This window comes from Lactobacillus rodentium, from assembly GCF_003423665.1.
Taxonomy (GTDB): Bacteria; Bacillota; Bacilli; order Lactobacillales; family Lactobacillaceae; genus Lactobacillus; species Lactobacillus rodentium.
The window spans coordinates 1-12,894 of sequence record NZ_BFBY01000004.1; the positions used below are offsets into that span (position 1 = coordinate 1).

At 33.4% G+C, this 12,894-nt stretch carries 13 protein-coding genes and 1 pseudogene; 3 read left to right on the forward strand and 11 right to left on the reverse strand.

The window, feature by feature from the left end; genetic code table 11:
• The 3 genes and pseudogenes from LrDSM24759_RS03275 to LrDSM24759_RS03285 all read right to left on the reverse strand — a co-directional run.
• Positions 1-180 (reverse strand): annotated as a pseudogene (locus LrDSM24759_RS03275) (IS3 family transposase); the annotation flags it as partial.
• A gap of 71 nt (positions 181-251) precedes the next feature.
• Positions 252-1,820 (reverse strand): peptide chain release factor 3, encoded by a 1,569-nt coding sequence (locus LrDSM24759_RS03280; protein ID WP_117118075.1) that lies wholly within the window; start codon positions 1,818-1,820, stop codon positions 252-254.
• Complete coding sequence (locus LrDSM24759_RS03285; RefSeq protein WP_117118076.1) at positions 1,820-2,689, reverse strand: hemolysin family protein; 870 nt, start codon at positions 2,687-2,689, stop codon at positions 1,820-1,822. Before LrDSM24759_RS03285 ends, LrDSM24759_RS03280 begins: the two co-directional genes overlap by 1 nt.
• A 109-nt stretch (positions 2,690-2,798) precedes the next feature.
• Between LrDSM24759_RS03285 and LrDSM24759_RS03290 the strand changes: the two genes are divergently transcribed.
• Entirely contained in the window at positions 2,799-3,260 is a 462-nt protein-coding gene (locus LrDSM24759_RS03290) for a hypothetical protein (protein WP_117118077.1), read from the forward strand.
• 1 nt (position 3,261) lies between these two features.
• Here LrDSM24759_RS03290 and LrDSM24759_RS03295 read toward each other — a convergent pair whose 3' ends face one another.
• The 3 genes from LrDSM24759_RS03295 to recX are packed head-to-tail and all read right to left on the reverse strand — an operon-like array spanning position 3,262 to position 5,164.
• Complete coding sequence (locus tag LrDSM24759_RS03295; protein WP_117118078.1) at positions 3,262-3,753, reverse strand: hypothetical protein; 492 nt, start codon at positions 3,751-3,753, stop codon at positions 3,262-3,264.
• A 1-nt stretch (position 3,754) separates the two neighbouring features.
• Positions 3,755-4,315, reverse strand: coding sequence for a DUF402 domain-containing protein (locus tag LrDSM24759_RS03300; RefSeq protein ID WP_117118079.1), 561 nt, complete (start codon positions 4,313-4,315; stop codon positions 3,755-3,757).
• Positions 4,316-4,348: 33 nt separating this feature from the next.
• Positions 4,349-5,164: a recombination regulator RecX gene (gene recX, locus LrDSM24759_RS03305; protein WP_117118080.1), complete on the reverse strand. Its 816-nt coding sequence runs from the start codon at positions 5,162-5,164 to the stop codon at positions 4,349-4,351.
• Between the two features lie 109 nt (positions 5,165-5,273).
• Between recX and rlmD the strand changes: the two genes are divergently transcribed.
• Complete coding sequence (rlmD, locus tag LrDSM24759_RS03310; protein WP_194007994.1) at positions 5,274-6,647, forward strand: 23S rRNA (uracil(1939)-C(5))-methyltransferase RlmD; 1,374 nt, start codon at positions 5,274-5,276, stop codon at positions 6,645-6,647.
• 281 nt (positions 6,648-6,928) lie between these two features.
• On the opposite strand, the gene LrDSM24759_RS03315 is transcribed toward rlmD, so the two are convergent.
• The 4 genes from LrDSM24759_RS03315 to LrDSM24759_RS03330 all read right to left on the reverse strand — a co-directional run bounded on the left by LrDSM24759_RS03315 (position 6,929) and on the right by LrDSM24759_RS03330 (position 11,538).
• The gene (locus LrDSM24759_RS03315; RefSeq protein ID WP_117118082.1) at positions 6,929-8,092 is read right to left on the reverse strand and encodes a hydroxymethylglutaryl-CoA synthase; all 1,164 of its coding nucleotides are present in this window, start codon (positions 8,090-8,092) and stop codon (positions 6,929-6,931) included.
• On the reverse strand, positions 8,092-9,297 hold the full coding sequence (locus LrDSM24759_RS03320) for a hydroxymethylglutaryl-CoA reductase, degradative (RefSeq protein WP_117118083.1): 1,206 nt from the start codon (positions 9,295-9,297) through the stop codon (positions 8,092-8,094). Before LrDSM24759_RS03320 ends, LrDSM24759_RS03315 begins: the two co-directional genes overlap by 1 nt.
• The gene (locus LrDSM24759_RS03325; RefSeq protein WP_117118084.1) at positions 9,297-10,460 is read right to left on the reverse strand and encodes a thiolase family protein; all 1,164 of its coding nucleotides are present in this window, start codon (positions 10,458-10,460) and stop codon (positions 9,297-9,299) included. The genes LrDSM24759_RS03320 and LrDSM24759_RS03325 overlap by 1 nt, the downstream gene beginning before the upstream one ends.
• A gap of 118 nt (positions 10,461-10,578) precedes the next feature.
• Positions 10,579-11,538 carry an alpha/beta hydrolase gene (locus LrDSM24759_RS03330; protein WP_117118085.1) on the reverse strand — a complete coding sequence of 320 codons (960 nt, stop codon included), beginning with the start codon at positions 11,536-11,538 and terminating at the stop codon, positions 10,579-10,581.
• A gap of 89 nt (positions 11,539-11,627) precedes the next feature.
• On the opposite strand from LrDSM24759_RS03330, the gene LrDSM24759_RS03335 reads away from it, so the two are divergent.
• Positions 11,628-11,921, forward strand: coding sequence for a hypothetical protein (locus LrDSM24759_RS03335; RefSeq protein WP_117118086.1), 294 nt, complete (start codon positions 11,628-11,630; stop codon positions 11,919-11,921).
• Between the two features lie 30 nt (positions 11,922-11,951).
• On the opposite strand, the gene galU is transcribed toward LrDSM24759_RS03335, so the two are convergent.
• A complete protein-coding gene (gene galU, locus LrDSM24759_RS03340; RefSeq protein WP_117118087.1) occupies positions 11,952-12,860 on the reverse strand; it encodes a UTP--glucose-1-phosphate uridylyltransferase GalU in 909 nt (302 codons plus the stop codon).
• Positions 12,861-12,894 lie beyond the last annotated feature (34 nt).

Consider the following 12,894-nt stretch of genomic DNA (forward strand, 5'->3'; position numbering starts at 1 on the left):
TGGATAAGTTGTATGAGATCGATTTAAAATATTACTTCCGTAACGATCTATTAAATTAAGCATATAACGGAGATTACTTGAATTAACTCCATATTTTTTACTTAACCATGTAGAAGATTTTCCATATTTTTTCCAATAATTATAAATATCAATTTTATCTTGCTTTGTTAATTTGGACATAATAAAACCCCGAAATTCTTGTCCGAATTTCGGGGTTCATATCAAATATTTAAATATTCTTGCTCTTTTCTTTATAATCTTGAAGTTAATTCTACGTCAGGATATTTATCTTTGAACCATCTTTCAGCGAAATTATTTTCAAATAAAAACAAAGGTTCACCATCTTTATCCTTAACTAATAAGTTCCTAGAAGAAGACATTTTGGGATCCAATTGATCTGGATTAATCCAACGCGCTACTCGATTACCCAAAGTATGAAGTTCAACTTCAGAATTGTATTCATTCTTCATTCGGTAAGCAAATACTTCAAACTGCAATTGACCCACTGCACCTAAAATATAGTCATCAGTACTCCACCCACGATACAATTGAATAGCTCCTTCTTGCACCAATTGAGTCATCCCCTTGTGAAAGGACTTTTGTTTCATTACATTTTTAGGTGTAACACGCATAAAAATTTCTGGTGTAAATTGAGGTAATTCAGGATATTCTATTTTATCCTTACCAGCATAAATACTATCACCGATTTGGAAGTTTCCAGTATCGTATAAGCCGACAATATCTCCTGCTACTGCTTCTGAAACTTGAACACGCTCACTTGACATAAATTCAGTAGCATTATTTAAACGAACCGGCTTACCAGTTCTGGCTAAATTTACATCGATTCCCTTCTTAAATTCTCCACTACCAATTCTCACAAAGGCAATTCTATCGCGATGTTGTGGATTCATATTAGCTTGAATTTTAAAAACGAAACCTGAAAATTCTGGAGTATCTGGTTTCAAAATTTTATCACCATTTACAATGTGGCTTTCAGGAGACGGAGCAAGTTTAACAAAACTATCTAAAAATGTTTCAACGCCAAAATTAGTTAAAGCAGAACCAAAGAATACTGGAGTCTGGTCACCCTTTAAAACTTTAGCCTCATCAAACTGATTACCAGCTTCTTTTAAAAGCTCAATGTCATCAAGTGTATTTTGGTATAGACTGTCGTTAGTTAATTCACTATTTTCATCTAATTTTCCTTGTTCATTCAAAGGAATGAAACGATCTTCTCCATCTTTTCGATAAAGTTCAACTCGGTTATTAGCAATGTCATATAAACCTTTTAATTGTTTACCCATGCCAATTGGCCAATTCATAGCCACGCCTTCAATTCCCAATAAGTCTTCAAGTTCTGCAATCAAATCTAATGGTTCACGTCCATCACGATCCAATTTATTCATAAAAGTAAAGATTGGAATACCGCGTTGTTTTACTACCTTAAATAGTTTTTTGGTTTGTGGTTCAATACCCTTGGCCGAATCAATAACCATCACGGCTGCATCGACCGCCATCAAGGTACGGTAAGTATCTTCTGAGAAATCTTGGTGACCCGGTGTATCCAAAATATTAATTCTCTTACCTTGATATTCAAACTGCATAACAGAACTAGTTACAGAAATACCACGCTTTTTTTCAATATCCATCCAGTCACTTGTTGCATAATGTCCAGTTTTTCTTGCTTTAACTGTACCAGCATTACGAATTACTCCACCAAATAAAAGCATTTGTTCAGTAATTGTTGTTTTACCCGCATCTGGGTGAGAGATAATTGCGAATGTTCTTCTCTTTTTTACTTCATCAGTTAATTTATTCATTACTTTTTACTATCTTCCTCTTTTTCATCTTTATCAGGAATTGTTAATAAGAGTGTCAGTATCCTGGACCCCTTCATTCTTCTGGTAGTTAAGGTCATCCCATTCTTGAGAGTTATGCTTAACTTTTCCCCTTTTGCAGGTATCATCCCTAGCTTAGTTATTACATAGCCCGCAATCGTATCAACATCCTCTACTTCTAAAGCAGTATTAAATTTGTCATTAAATTCAGCTAAGGGCATCTTACCATATACTATATATTTATGTGATGTTAGTTCCTTAAAAAGTACTTCAGATTTATCAACCTCATCGTCAATATCTCCTACGATTTCTTCGATTAAATCTTCAATTGTCACTAAACCAACAACTCCACCATATTCATCCGTTAGTATTGCAATCTGGCGTTGCGTGCTTTGCATTTCACTAAGTAATTCATCAATTTGAGTTAGTTCAGAAGCATAAAGTGGTTCTGAAATTAAATCTTTATAAGTAAGCTTATCAAATCCCTTTTGCCAAGCAACTCGTAAAATAGTCCTAATATGGATAATACCAACTATCTTATCCTTTTCCCCATCATATACAGGAACACGAGAATAAGGTTGACGCAATACTTCTTCAAGGTTCTCTTTTAGATCATCTTGGATATTAATCATGAAAGCATCTGTTCTAGGTACCATTACTTCTCGTGCAATTGTTGTCTGAAAGTCAACGATTCCTTCCATCATTGAAAATTCACGTTCTGTGATTTCATTATTTTTATAAAGTCGTGTTAGGTCTTTTTTTATTTTTTCAGCTGGTTCAACTGTTTCTTCACTATGAAATCTTGCTTTAATTTTACTGAATAAATCACTCGCCGGAGCGCCTTTACTCATGGGGTTAACCTTCTCTTTCTTTTAAACCAGATTCTCCATATAATTGAACGTCATTATATCATAGTCAATAAATATGATAAAATATAGACCATGAAATGAGGTACATCATATGAAAAAAGAACGTATATACTTAGTTTTTATATTTTTACTTCTAATTCCTTATCTTTGTAGTTTAGGCCTAATTGGTATTTCTTATAATGCGCTTGTTAGACATGCTGGAGATTCGGGACGTACAATAATTGGAGCTATTATTGGGGCCCTAATCATGTTTGCCATCAAGGCAACTATTCAACGCCCCTTAGATTTAATTTCAGATGAGATCAATGATAATCTTTTTAAACAATTTTTACGTTTCTTTAGTGTAAAAAGACGAAAGCTCCTTTTAATTGGGAACTTAATCCTTGATTTCTTTTTATGTATTGCTGCTACGATTTTTATTCGCTTATTATTACCACTGTCAGCTATTACTGGCACTTCAATAGGTTGGGTCTTCGTAATTATGCTTGTTTCTACTTGCATTGGTGCATACATCGAATATGATAATCTTTCAATTGACCCTCAACAAAAATAATCTATTTTTGCACACTGGCATCCAAATATAATATTTGTGCCAGTTTTTTTGTACTTAAATTAAGAGTGGTAAGTAAATATGGATTTTTACTATCTCCTGGATTTTCATGGAATACCACATCACTTTGCGCTAATTTATCTAAAAATGTAGGAATCACAAAATTTAATGGCTGACCAAAAAAGCTTAGATTCATATTATTAGTTTCAATTTCTGCTACTTCACTAGCAGGTAAATTAAAATGATTTAATTGCTTAGGTAATTGATTGATTTTTTTATCAGTTACGACGCCATACCAAAACATAAAGGTTTCTGGTGCAAATACTACTAAGCTTGCTCTTTGATTAGATAAGCCATTTCTTTCAATGAATTTCTTAAATACAGGATCATTTTCTGTTTCTTGAACTTGTTGTCCATAACTTTTATTTTCATCAATTTGTCCAGGTAAAAATACTTTTCCAATAAAGTTCAATGCGGCAAATTCTTCTTTTTTCATTTTATTTTCCCTTCAAAAAATTATGTTTGTATTCAGGTTTAAGATCGGTGTAACGATCATACCAAATCTTAGCAAAATCTGGTGCAAAGGGGCCTCTTTTGTTATCAATCCATTGCAATAGTTCAATTGTCGATCCACGCAAAATAGTATCAATTTCTTCACCATAGTGCCAACGCTTTTTATTTAAAGCATATTCATCGACATCAAGTAATCTTTTTTCTCCATCGGGAAAAATCTTTACATCTAAATCATAATCGATATATTTTAAAGCTTCACGATCAATAACAAAGGGACTAGCTAGATTGCAATAATACGCCGTTCCTTCAGGGCGAAGCATCACGATAACATTAAACCAAAATTTTTTATGAAAATAAACAATTGCAGGTTCTCGGCTAACCCATTTTCTGCCATCGCTTTCTGTTATCAGAGTTCTATCATTAACTCCAATTATAATATTCTTTTCAATTTTTACGACCATTGTGTCACGCCACTTACGATGGAGCTGTCCATCATGTTTGTAAGATTCTACCGCAATATAGTCGCCTTCTTTAGGCAATGCCAATTTGCTCACCTCTCACAATTATTATACAGCAAATTAATACTCATCTATTTCAGAAAGATCAACTATTTCTCCATTTAAAAATTGCTCAATTTCATTTCCAGAAAAGCCATGTTGATAGAGGTAGCGTCTAACCTTTTGATTACGTGTAAAGCTATCGTCATTCCGATATCGTTTATATACTTTTATTCCTTGCTTTTTTAAGGCAATTAACTGGTCTTGCTCATCATTTTTTAGATCTAATTTTGCAACAATTAAATCACTTAATTCCTTATTAAACCCATGCGATAATAATTTTTGCTGTGCTTTTCGTTCAATTTCTTTAGTGGATAATTTTCCCTGTTGATGCACCAAAGAATGAATTAATCTTAAGCCGGGTTCAAGCCACGCTTCATTCTCAATTTCATATAAAACATCTTCAATTAAATTACTTTCTACTTTTTTTCGGCCTAATTTTTGTTTAATAGCATTAGGCCCATCTTTTCCTACTTGAAGATTATTTTTAACAAATAATTTTGCAAAGTTATAATCATCTAAATATCCTAAATCTTGTAAATTAACGACTGCATTTTCAATCGCATTCTCAGTCATTTCTGCTTTGGTAAGATATTGTCTTACCTCAGCAGTTGATCGTGGTTGATAACTTAAATAATTAATTGCTAACTCTGTCGCTTTACTATCTTTTTCTGCGTCCTTAATCTCATTTACTTGATCTTTTGTTAATTCAACTCCCTTTAAAAGACGAAATTTAGTTAAAGTTTGTTCACTAACACTAAAAGCATAGTGGTCATCTAGAAAAATATTATAATGTCCCTTGCGTCTTTGAGCTGTTACCTTAGTGACAATTGACATAGAAACCTCCTTAGATTTAAAAATTTACGCGATTACTTGTGTATCCGATTAATCCTTTATATGATAATTGTGACACTTTTTCTATTGGAAAAGAAATGGAGACTAAATTTTGACAAAATTTACTAAAAATAAACGACAAAAAGATATTATTATTACTATTAAACGTTTAGGAATAAATGGTGAAGGAATTGGCTATTATAAAAAGAAAATTATTTTTATTCCTGGTGCTTTGCCTGGAGAAGTCGTTGTCGCAAAGATTACCAATGAACACCCCCATTACTTGGAAGGCGAATTGGTTAGAATAAAAGAGAAATCTCCAGATAGAGTTCCTTTCCCTAAGGGGGTTAATCAAGAAACTGGTGGCTTAGAACTTGCTAATTTAGCTTATAATAAACAACTTGAATTTAAACAGCACTTGATTCTTGATGCTTTACGTAAATATCATCCACGTAACTATCAAAAAATCAAAGTAAAAAAAACATTGGCTGCACCAGCAGAACTTTATTATCGCAATAAGGCTCAATATCAGATTGAACTTTTCAAAGGAAAAACTCGACTTGGTTTATACGCACCAAACTCGCATCGCTTGATTGATCTTCCAGAAATGCCAACTCAATCACTTCAAACACAGAAAACAGAACGAGCTATTAAACATTTAATCGATAAAGCCCATCTTCATATTGCTAATTACCGTAAACATTTAGATGGAATTAAAACTGTTGTAGTGCGCGAATCAAAGGCCACCCAGGAAATTCAAGTAACTTTAATTACTATTGGGAAAAATATTCCTGGACTTAAAAAACTCGCTCAAGACATCATGCAGCTTCCTCATGTAGTATCAGTTTTTCAAAATGAAACCCAATGGCAAAATGCTCAAGTATGGGGTAACAAAACGATTAAATTGACCGGAAAATCACATATTATGGAAGAAATTTTAGAGAAAAAATTCAAACTTTCTCCACGTGCTTTCTTCCAATTAAATCCAGCACAAACTACTAATTTATACAGTGAAGCCTTAAAACTACTAGATCTTACACCAGATCAAACTCTGATTGACGCTTACTCAGGTGTTGGTACTTTAGGAATTTTAGCCAGTGACAGAGTTCGCCAAGTGATCGGAATTGAATCGATCCCTGAGGCCGTTGATGACGCTCAAGAAAACTGTCGCTTGAATCATGTTCAAAATGCACAATATATTCAAGGAACCGTTGAAAAAGTCCTTCCTGATTTAAAAAAGCAAGGTGTGCCAATTGATGCTCTAATTGTCGATCCTCCTAGAACTGGGTTGAATAAACAATTGATTAAAACATTACTTGAAGTAAAACCAAAAACTTTTGTTTACATTTCATGTAATCCTTCAACACTTGCCAAAGATTTAGTGCTTTTAAGTGAAGCATATGATGTTCGTCTGATCAAACCAGTTGATATGATGCCCCAAACTCCTCGTTGGGAAGGTGTCACTAAATTAGTATTACGCAAATAAAGCCAAAATAAAACCAGCAAATTGTAAAACAATTTGCTGGTTTTTTGTTGGAGGAGGTAAACATCTAGTTTTCACATTTGATGTTTTTGTGCATCATGCTGTAACATTGCCACATACTTTTTGTAAGGATAATGATTATTTGGTTTGTTATATATTTGAGAATCTAGGTTAAAATTCTACAATTGGAGATAAGATCTTTAATTAAATAAAATTTCTACCTCTTCCACTTCCTAAGTATAGGAGCTTTAGAACCAATTACAAATAAATCGTCTTAGTTTTTATTACTTCATTTTGTATAGTCTAATTCCATCTTTTACTCCAGCAAAATACCAAGTTCCTGGTTTTTCATCACTATCTAATTCTTTTCCTTCGATTGGATCTGCCAATGCTTTTGTAAAAATTGCTTCATATTCTGGCACAGTAAGCTTAGTTCTTGCTTCTAATCTTGCTTGAACTTTTTCAGGCCGTAATTGTTTTTTGAAACCTTCTACTACATTACCAGTAAAGAATTCTGCCATTGCACCTGAACCATAAGAGAATAATCCTATTAAATCATTTGCCTTTAATTCACCATTTTGCAATAAACTAAGTAAACTTAAATAAAGTGAAGCAGTATAGATATTACCCACATTAGCACTTAAGTGTTTACTTGCTTCAAAACTTTGCCCTAATTTTTCACTTATTGCTTCATTTTGATCAGCTAAAGCCAAACGGTTGGCCTTAAGTCCCATTTTAGTAAATGGTAAATGATAGATCAAAGCATCAAAATCACTTGTTTGAAGGTGTTTTTGCTTTTTATAATCTTCGAAAGTCTTTGTAAAGAAATCTAAATATACCTGTGTTGAATATTTTCCATCAACCAAGGCAGTTTTAGAATTATTGGGGCGCCAGAAATCATTAATGTCATCACTATATGCACTATGTCCCTCATTAAGAGATAAGATACTAGGATCAACTTTAATTAGCATACTAATGCTTCCTGCTCCTTGAGTTACTTCACCACTAGTATTAATACCATAGCGGGCAATATCACTTCCAATGACGATTGCGGTTTGCTTGGGATGTAATCTCACAAAATCCGTAGCCATCATCAAAGCCGCTGTTAGGCCAAAACAAGCTTCTTTTACTTCAAAAGTTCTAACTTCTGGAGGTAACTTAAGAGCAGTTTTTACAAATAATGAAGCCGATTTAGATTGATCAACACTTGATTCAGTACCAAAAATCATCAATCCTACTTTATCTTTATCAATTTCATCTAAATAATCTAAGGTAGCATTAATTCCCATTGAAACTGCATCTTGCGTTTCATCAGCAACAGACATTTTTTCTTGACCAATTCCGATTAAAAATTTATTCGGATCCTCATTACGAGCATTAGCCAAATCTACCATATCTACATATTTATTAGGGGTATAAAAACCTATTTTATCGATACCAACTTGCATTATTTTTTCTCCTCGAGTTCTTGTAAAAAATTTTGTGCATCTTCTAATGTATACCTTTTAGATTTACGCATTTTCTTTAAAATAACTTCTTTATTTTTATCACTTGTTTCTAAAGTAGCAACTAGATTTCTTGCTTGTAGACTCATATGACCGGCTTGAATTCCAGCAGTAGAGATTGCCAACAAGGCTGCTAAGTTATTAGCCAAACCTATTCCAATAATAATTGAAGCCAAAGTTTCACTATCGATTTTTCCTAAAATTTGATAAGAATCTTGAATATCCTGTCGGACCGAAATAGATCCACCTACTACACCAATTGGCATTGGCAATGTAAGTTCACCTATTAATTGATTATTTTCTATTTTCCAATTACTTAAGCTATGATAACCATTTTCACTAGCTAAAACTGCTGTTGCTGCTTCAACTGCCCTAAAATCATTTCCTGTTGCAATTAAAACTGCATCGACACCATTCATAATTCCTTTGTTATTAGTGGCACCACGATATGGATCTTGCATCCCTATCTCACTCAATAAAACTATTTTTTGGGCTACTTCTTTGCCACCTACACTTGTTAATGGCAATGATACTTTCCCAGTTGCTAATTGACTAGGATAATTAGACAAAATTGCGAAAAGTTTTTCTTCAACTCCAGTAAAATCTAATAAAGTATTAGCTAAAAACTCTAAAATAGCATTAGTTTTGTTTGCTCCCATTGCCTGAGCAGGATCTACTAAAACTTTTAAATACACTAAACTATTCTCTTGTTTACTAGTAATCTTTCTCACTCCACCACCATGGTGAACTAAACTAGCAAAATTATTATTGGTCAGATTAATTAATTCAGGTACTTTTTTATTCAAATCTTCAAGCTTAAAATCATTATTTACCTGTAAAACAATTTGTCCATAAATTCCATCACGTCGATTAATAACTGAGACCCCACCATGACGAGCAAAAATTTTACTACCATGATTGGCAGCGGCAATAACAGAAGGTTCTTCAGTTGCCATCGGCACCATATATTCTTTTCCATTAACTAGTAAATTCTCTACTAGTCCTAAGGGTAATGAAATGCTTCCAACAACATTTTCACTGAGATTATTTAAATTTTTAAGCAGTTGTGAAGTAATAGGGCTTAATTCGACTCCCTTTTCCTGTAAAACTTTTCGACGTTCGGTAGGTGATAATTTATAAAACTTCATTAATCCACTCGCCTGATTTCATAAGCTATTCCTTGTCCACCACCAATACAAAGAGAAACGATTCCACGTTCTGCATTGATTTGTTTGAGACTGTTAACAATGCCACCAATTAAACGTGCCCCAGTAGCTCCTAATGGATGGCCTAAGCTGATAGCTCCACCAGCAATATTTAGCTTAGATTCTGGAATGTTTAAATCACGTGCAACAGGAACAGCTTGTGCAGCAAAGGCTTCATTGATTTCAAATAAATCATAATCATCAACCGTAGTGCCAGTCTTTTTTAATAATTTATTAATTGCAAAATAAGGTGCATAACCCATATAGGCAGGATCACAACCAATTTCAGCAAAATTACTGATTACAGCGATTGGTTTAAGATTTAATTCTTCAACTTTTGCTTTAGTTGCTACTAACAACATACTGGCGCCATCACTTAAAGGAGATGAATTTCCTGCCGTTGCACGTCCATCTTCTTTAAAAACTGGCTTTAAGTTACCCAAAGCTTCCATGGTTGTATCTGAACGAATGGTTTCATCGTTAGTCAAAGTTTCCCCATTTAAGGTCACCGGAATAATTTCATCCTTAAACCAATCATTTTCTACCGCTCTGGCAGCCTTTTGATGAGACTTTAAAGAAAATTTATCCATTTCTTCTCGTGTAACATGATAACGATCAGCAACATTCTCAGCAGTAAGACCCATTGGTTTTTGTGAATATACATCACCAATACCATCAACTTGTAAAGTATCCTTAAAATTAGGAGTTTCACTCTTCTTTTCTGCCTTTGGTAAGACCAATGGAGCGTTAGTCATACTTTCGGCTCCACCTACTACAGCTACACCAAAATCATTTAAGGCCATTTGTCCTTGAGCAAAACGAAGTGCTTTCAAACTTGAACCACAGACGTCATCTACTACACTTGCTACTACAGATTCAGGAAGGCCTGCACCTAAAGCAATTTGACGAGCTACATTTTGGCCTAACCCGGCACTTAATACATTCCCAACTAAAACACTATCAATTTTATCTCTGGCGATTCCCGTTTTTTTAATTAGCCCTTCTAAGGCCATTACACCTAGATCAATTGCACTTTTATCTTTGAAAAAACCACGATAACGGCCAAAAGGAGTTCTTTGAGCTCCAATAAGATATATTTCTTCCATAGTTACTTCTCACTTTTAAATATAAATTTTTATATACTCCATTAAAAATAATAACTAATTAATTTAGAAAAATTAAAAACTTTAACAAAACTAAAGAAAAAAGTGAAGTCCCGCGACTTCACTTTTTAGATACATATTTATTTAAAAACTTTTCAATTTTTTGCTGATATTCAGAAGGATGCGTAGCAAAAGATTTTGCATGTGATGCACCCGGAACAAGCCATAATTCCTTCGGTCCTGAACTTGCATGATAATTAGCATAAACCATCTTCGTAGGAACAAAAGTATCTTTCTCACCATGAATAAAGAGCATCGGCTTATGATTTTGCTTAAGTTGTTTAAGACTATCAGCATCATTTAAAAAATATCCAGCCTTAAGTTTAGTATAGCCACTCAAAACTTCCACCAATGGAAAACGCGGAAAAGCTGGCATATGGTAGATACTCTGGGCTTCATGTTCTATTTCCGTTTTGGCATTAGTATAACCACAATCTTCAATATAGGCTTTTACCTGTTTTGGCATTTTTTGACCACTTGTCATCATCGTGGTTGCTCCACCCATACTTACACCAAATATTACTACTTTACTATTTTTTCCATTACGCTTGATTACTTTATTTACCCACTTGCGTACATCACCCTTTTCACGCCAGCCATAACCAACATAATTACCTTGACTCTGACCATGTCCACGCGCATCCGGAAGTAATGTATTATATCCTAATTGATGAAACATGGCTGCATAAGGCCCCATTGTATCCTTCGTGTTCATATAACCATGCAAAAGAATTACTGTTTTATTCGTTTTATGGATAGCAGGAATATAATTTGCATCCAATTTTAAATTATCATCGGTTGAAGTTATATACCACTTTTCTTTTTTGGCATTATTATACCATTTAGTCTGCCTATATAAGGGATCACTCTTTTTTAATGGTTGTTTTTTACTTAAAAAGCTTTTATGTCCAGGGACAATCGCTACATTATAAAAATAATAGCCAGCTCCAGCAAATCCAACAATTAAAACTGTTATTAAAGAAATTATTCCAATCCATAATTTTTTATGCTTTTTGAACATTGTGTATTTCGATCCTTAACTTTTTAAAGTAAAATTAGAATAGCTAAAATAAATAATTAGACTATCAAACTAATATTCAACAGTATACCATGCTTTTAACAAATTTATTCCAATTAACTCAAGATTTAGATAAAAATCTTAATTTATTTTATTCAAATGATTCATTAAAACACGCTATACCCATCCGCAAAATTAATTTAACTTCTGATAAATGTTGTTTAATTTGCAAAGAAGGTAATCCTAGAACCTTAAGAGATCTTAACTCTTTACTAGGTAAAATTAAGCAAAAAAATATTCCAGTTTTTATTGAATATTTACATTCAACCTATAATATTTTTGGCTTACAAATTAACAATGAAAATAAACAAATTTATTTAAAATAAAAAGATCGAGTTCTTACTCGATCTTTTGTCTTAATTATTTTTCTTTTCAGCCTTATCACTATTAGCAAGTTCAGCACCTAAATTAATAATATATTCTTTTAGAGCATCCTTTGTTTCTGGGTGAGTTAAACCATATTGGATTGCAGTTTCTAAGTAGCCTTCCTTATTACCCACATCATGTCTAGCTCCCTTAAATTCATGTGCAAATACACGTTGGGTTTTATTCATTGTATCAATAGCATCAGTTAATTGGATCTCTCCTCCACGTCCTGGTTTTTGATGAGCTAGAATGTCAAAAATTTCAGGAGTTAAAAGATAACGACCAATAATTGCAAGATCACTTGGTGCATCCTCAACTGCAGGCTTTTCTACAAATGATTCAACATTATATAAACCATCTTCAATTTCGCCTGATGGATCAATTACCCCATACTTAGAGACTTCTTCATGAGGGACTTTCATTACTGCAATAGTTGAAGCATGAGTTTTATTGTAACGTTCAATTAATTGCTGAGTTAACGGTTGTTGATCGTCCATTAAATCATCACCAAGCATTACAACAAAAGGTTCATCACCGACAAAACTACGGGCACGATAAATAGCATCACCTAAACCTGCTGGATGCGGTTGACGGGTGTAGTAAAGATTAACTCCTAATTCAGTAATTGATTGAGTTAACTTCAAAAGTTTGTCTTTATGCTTTTCTTCAAGATCAGCTTCGAGTTCAGGATTAGAATCAAAATGATCTTCAATTGCTCGTTTTGACTTTCCAGTAACAATCAAAATATCTTCAATTCCAGATTTTTTTGCTTCTTCAACAATAAATTGAATTGTTGGTTTATCAACTATTGGCAACATTTCTTTTGGCATCGCCTTAGTTGCAGGTAAAAATCTTGTTCCTAAGCCTGCTGCAGGAATAACTGCCTTTCTGACTTTCATACTATTAATTCTCCTCAATAAGTAAGTTTGTAAT

Excerpts from the sequence above, each read along its gene's own strand:
- LrDSM24759_RS03280 (WP_117118075.1), bottom strand. The coding sequence starts at position 1,820 with ATGAATAAATTAACTGATGAAGTAAAAAAGAGAAGAACATTCGCAATT.
- LrDSM24759_RS03285 (WP_117118076.1), bottom strand. The coding sequence starts at position 2,689 with ATGAGTAAAGGCGCTCCGGCGAGTGATTTATTCAGTAAAATTAAAGCA.
- LrDSM24759_RS03290 (WP_117118077.1), top strand. The coding sequence starts at position 2,799 with ATGAAAAAAGAACGTATATACTTAGTTTTTATATTTTTACTTCTAATT.
- LrDSM24759_RS03295 (WP_117118078.1), bottom strand. The coding sequence starts at position 3,753 with ATGAAAAAAGAAGAATTTGCCGCATTGAACTTTATTGGAAAAGTATTT.
- recX (WP_117118080.1), bottom strand. The coding sequence starts at position 5,164 with ATGTCAATTGTCACTAAGGTAACAGCTCAAAGACGCAAGGGACATTAT.
- LrDSM24759_RS03315 (WP_117118082.1), bottom strand. The coding sequence starts at position 8,092 with ATGCAAGTTGGTATCGATAAAATAGGTTTTTATACCCCTAATAAATAT.
- LrDSM24759_RS03320 (WP_117118083.1), bottom strand. The coding sequence starts at position 9,297 with ATGAAGTTTTATAAATTATCACCTACCGAACGTCGAAAAGTTTTACAG.
- LrDSM24759_RS03325 (WP_117118084.1), bottom strand. The coding sequence starts at position 10,460 with ATGGAAGAAATATATCTTATTGGAGCTCAAAGAACTCCTTTTGGCCGT.
- LrDSM24759_RS03330 (WP_117118085.1), bottom strand. The coding sequence starts at position 11,538 with ATGTTCAAAAAGCATAAAAAATTATGGATTGGAATAATTTCTTTAATA.
- LrDSM24759_RS03335 (WP_117118086.1), top strand. The coding sequence starts at position 11,628 with ATGCTTTTAACAAATTTATTCCAATTAACTCAAGATTTAGATAAAAAT.
- galU (WP_117118087.1), bottom strand. The coding sequence starts at position 12,860 with ATGAAAGTCAGAAAGGCAGTTATTCCTGCAGCAGGCTTAGGAACAAGA.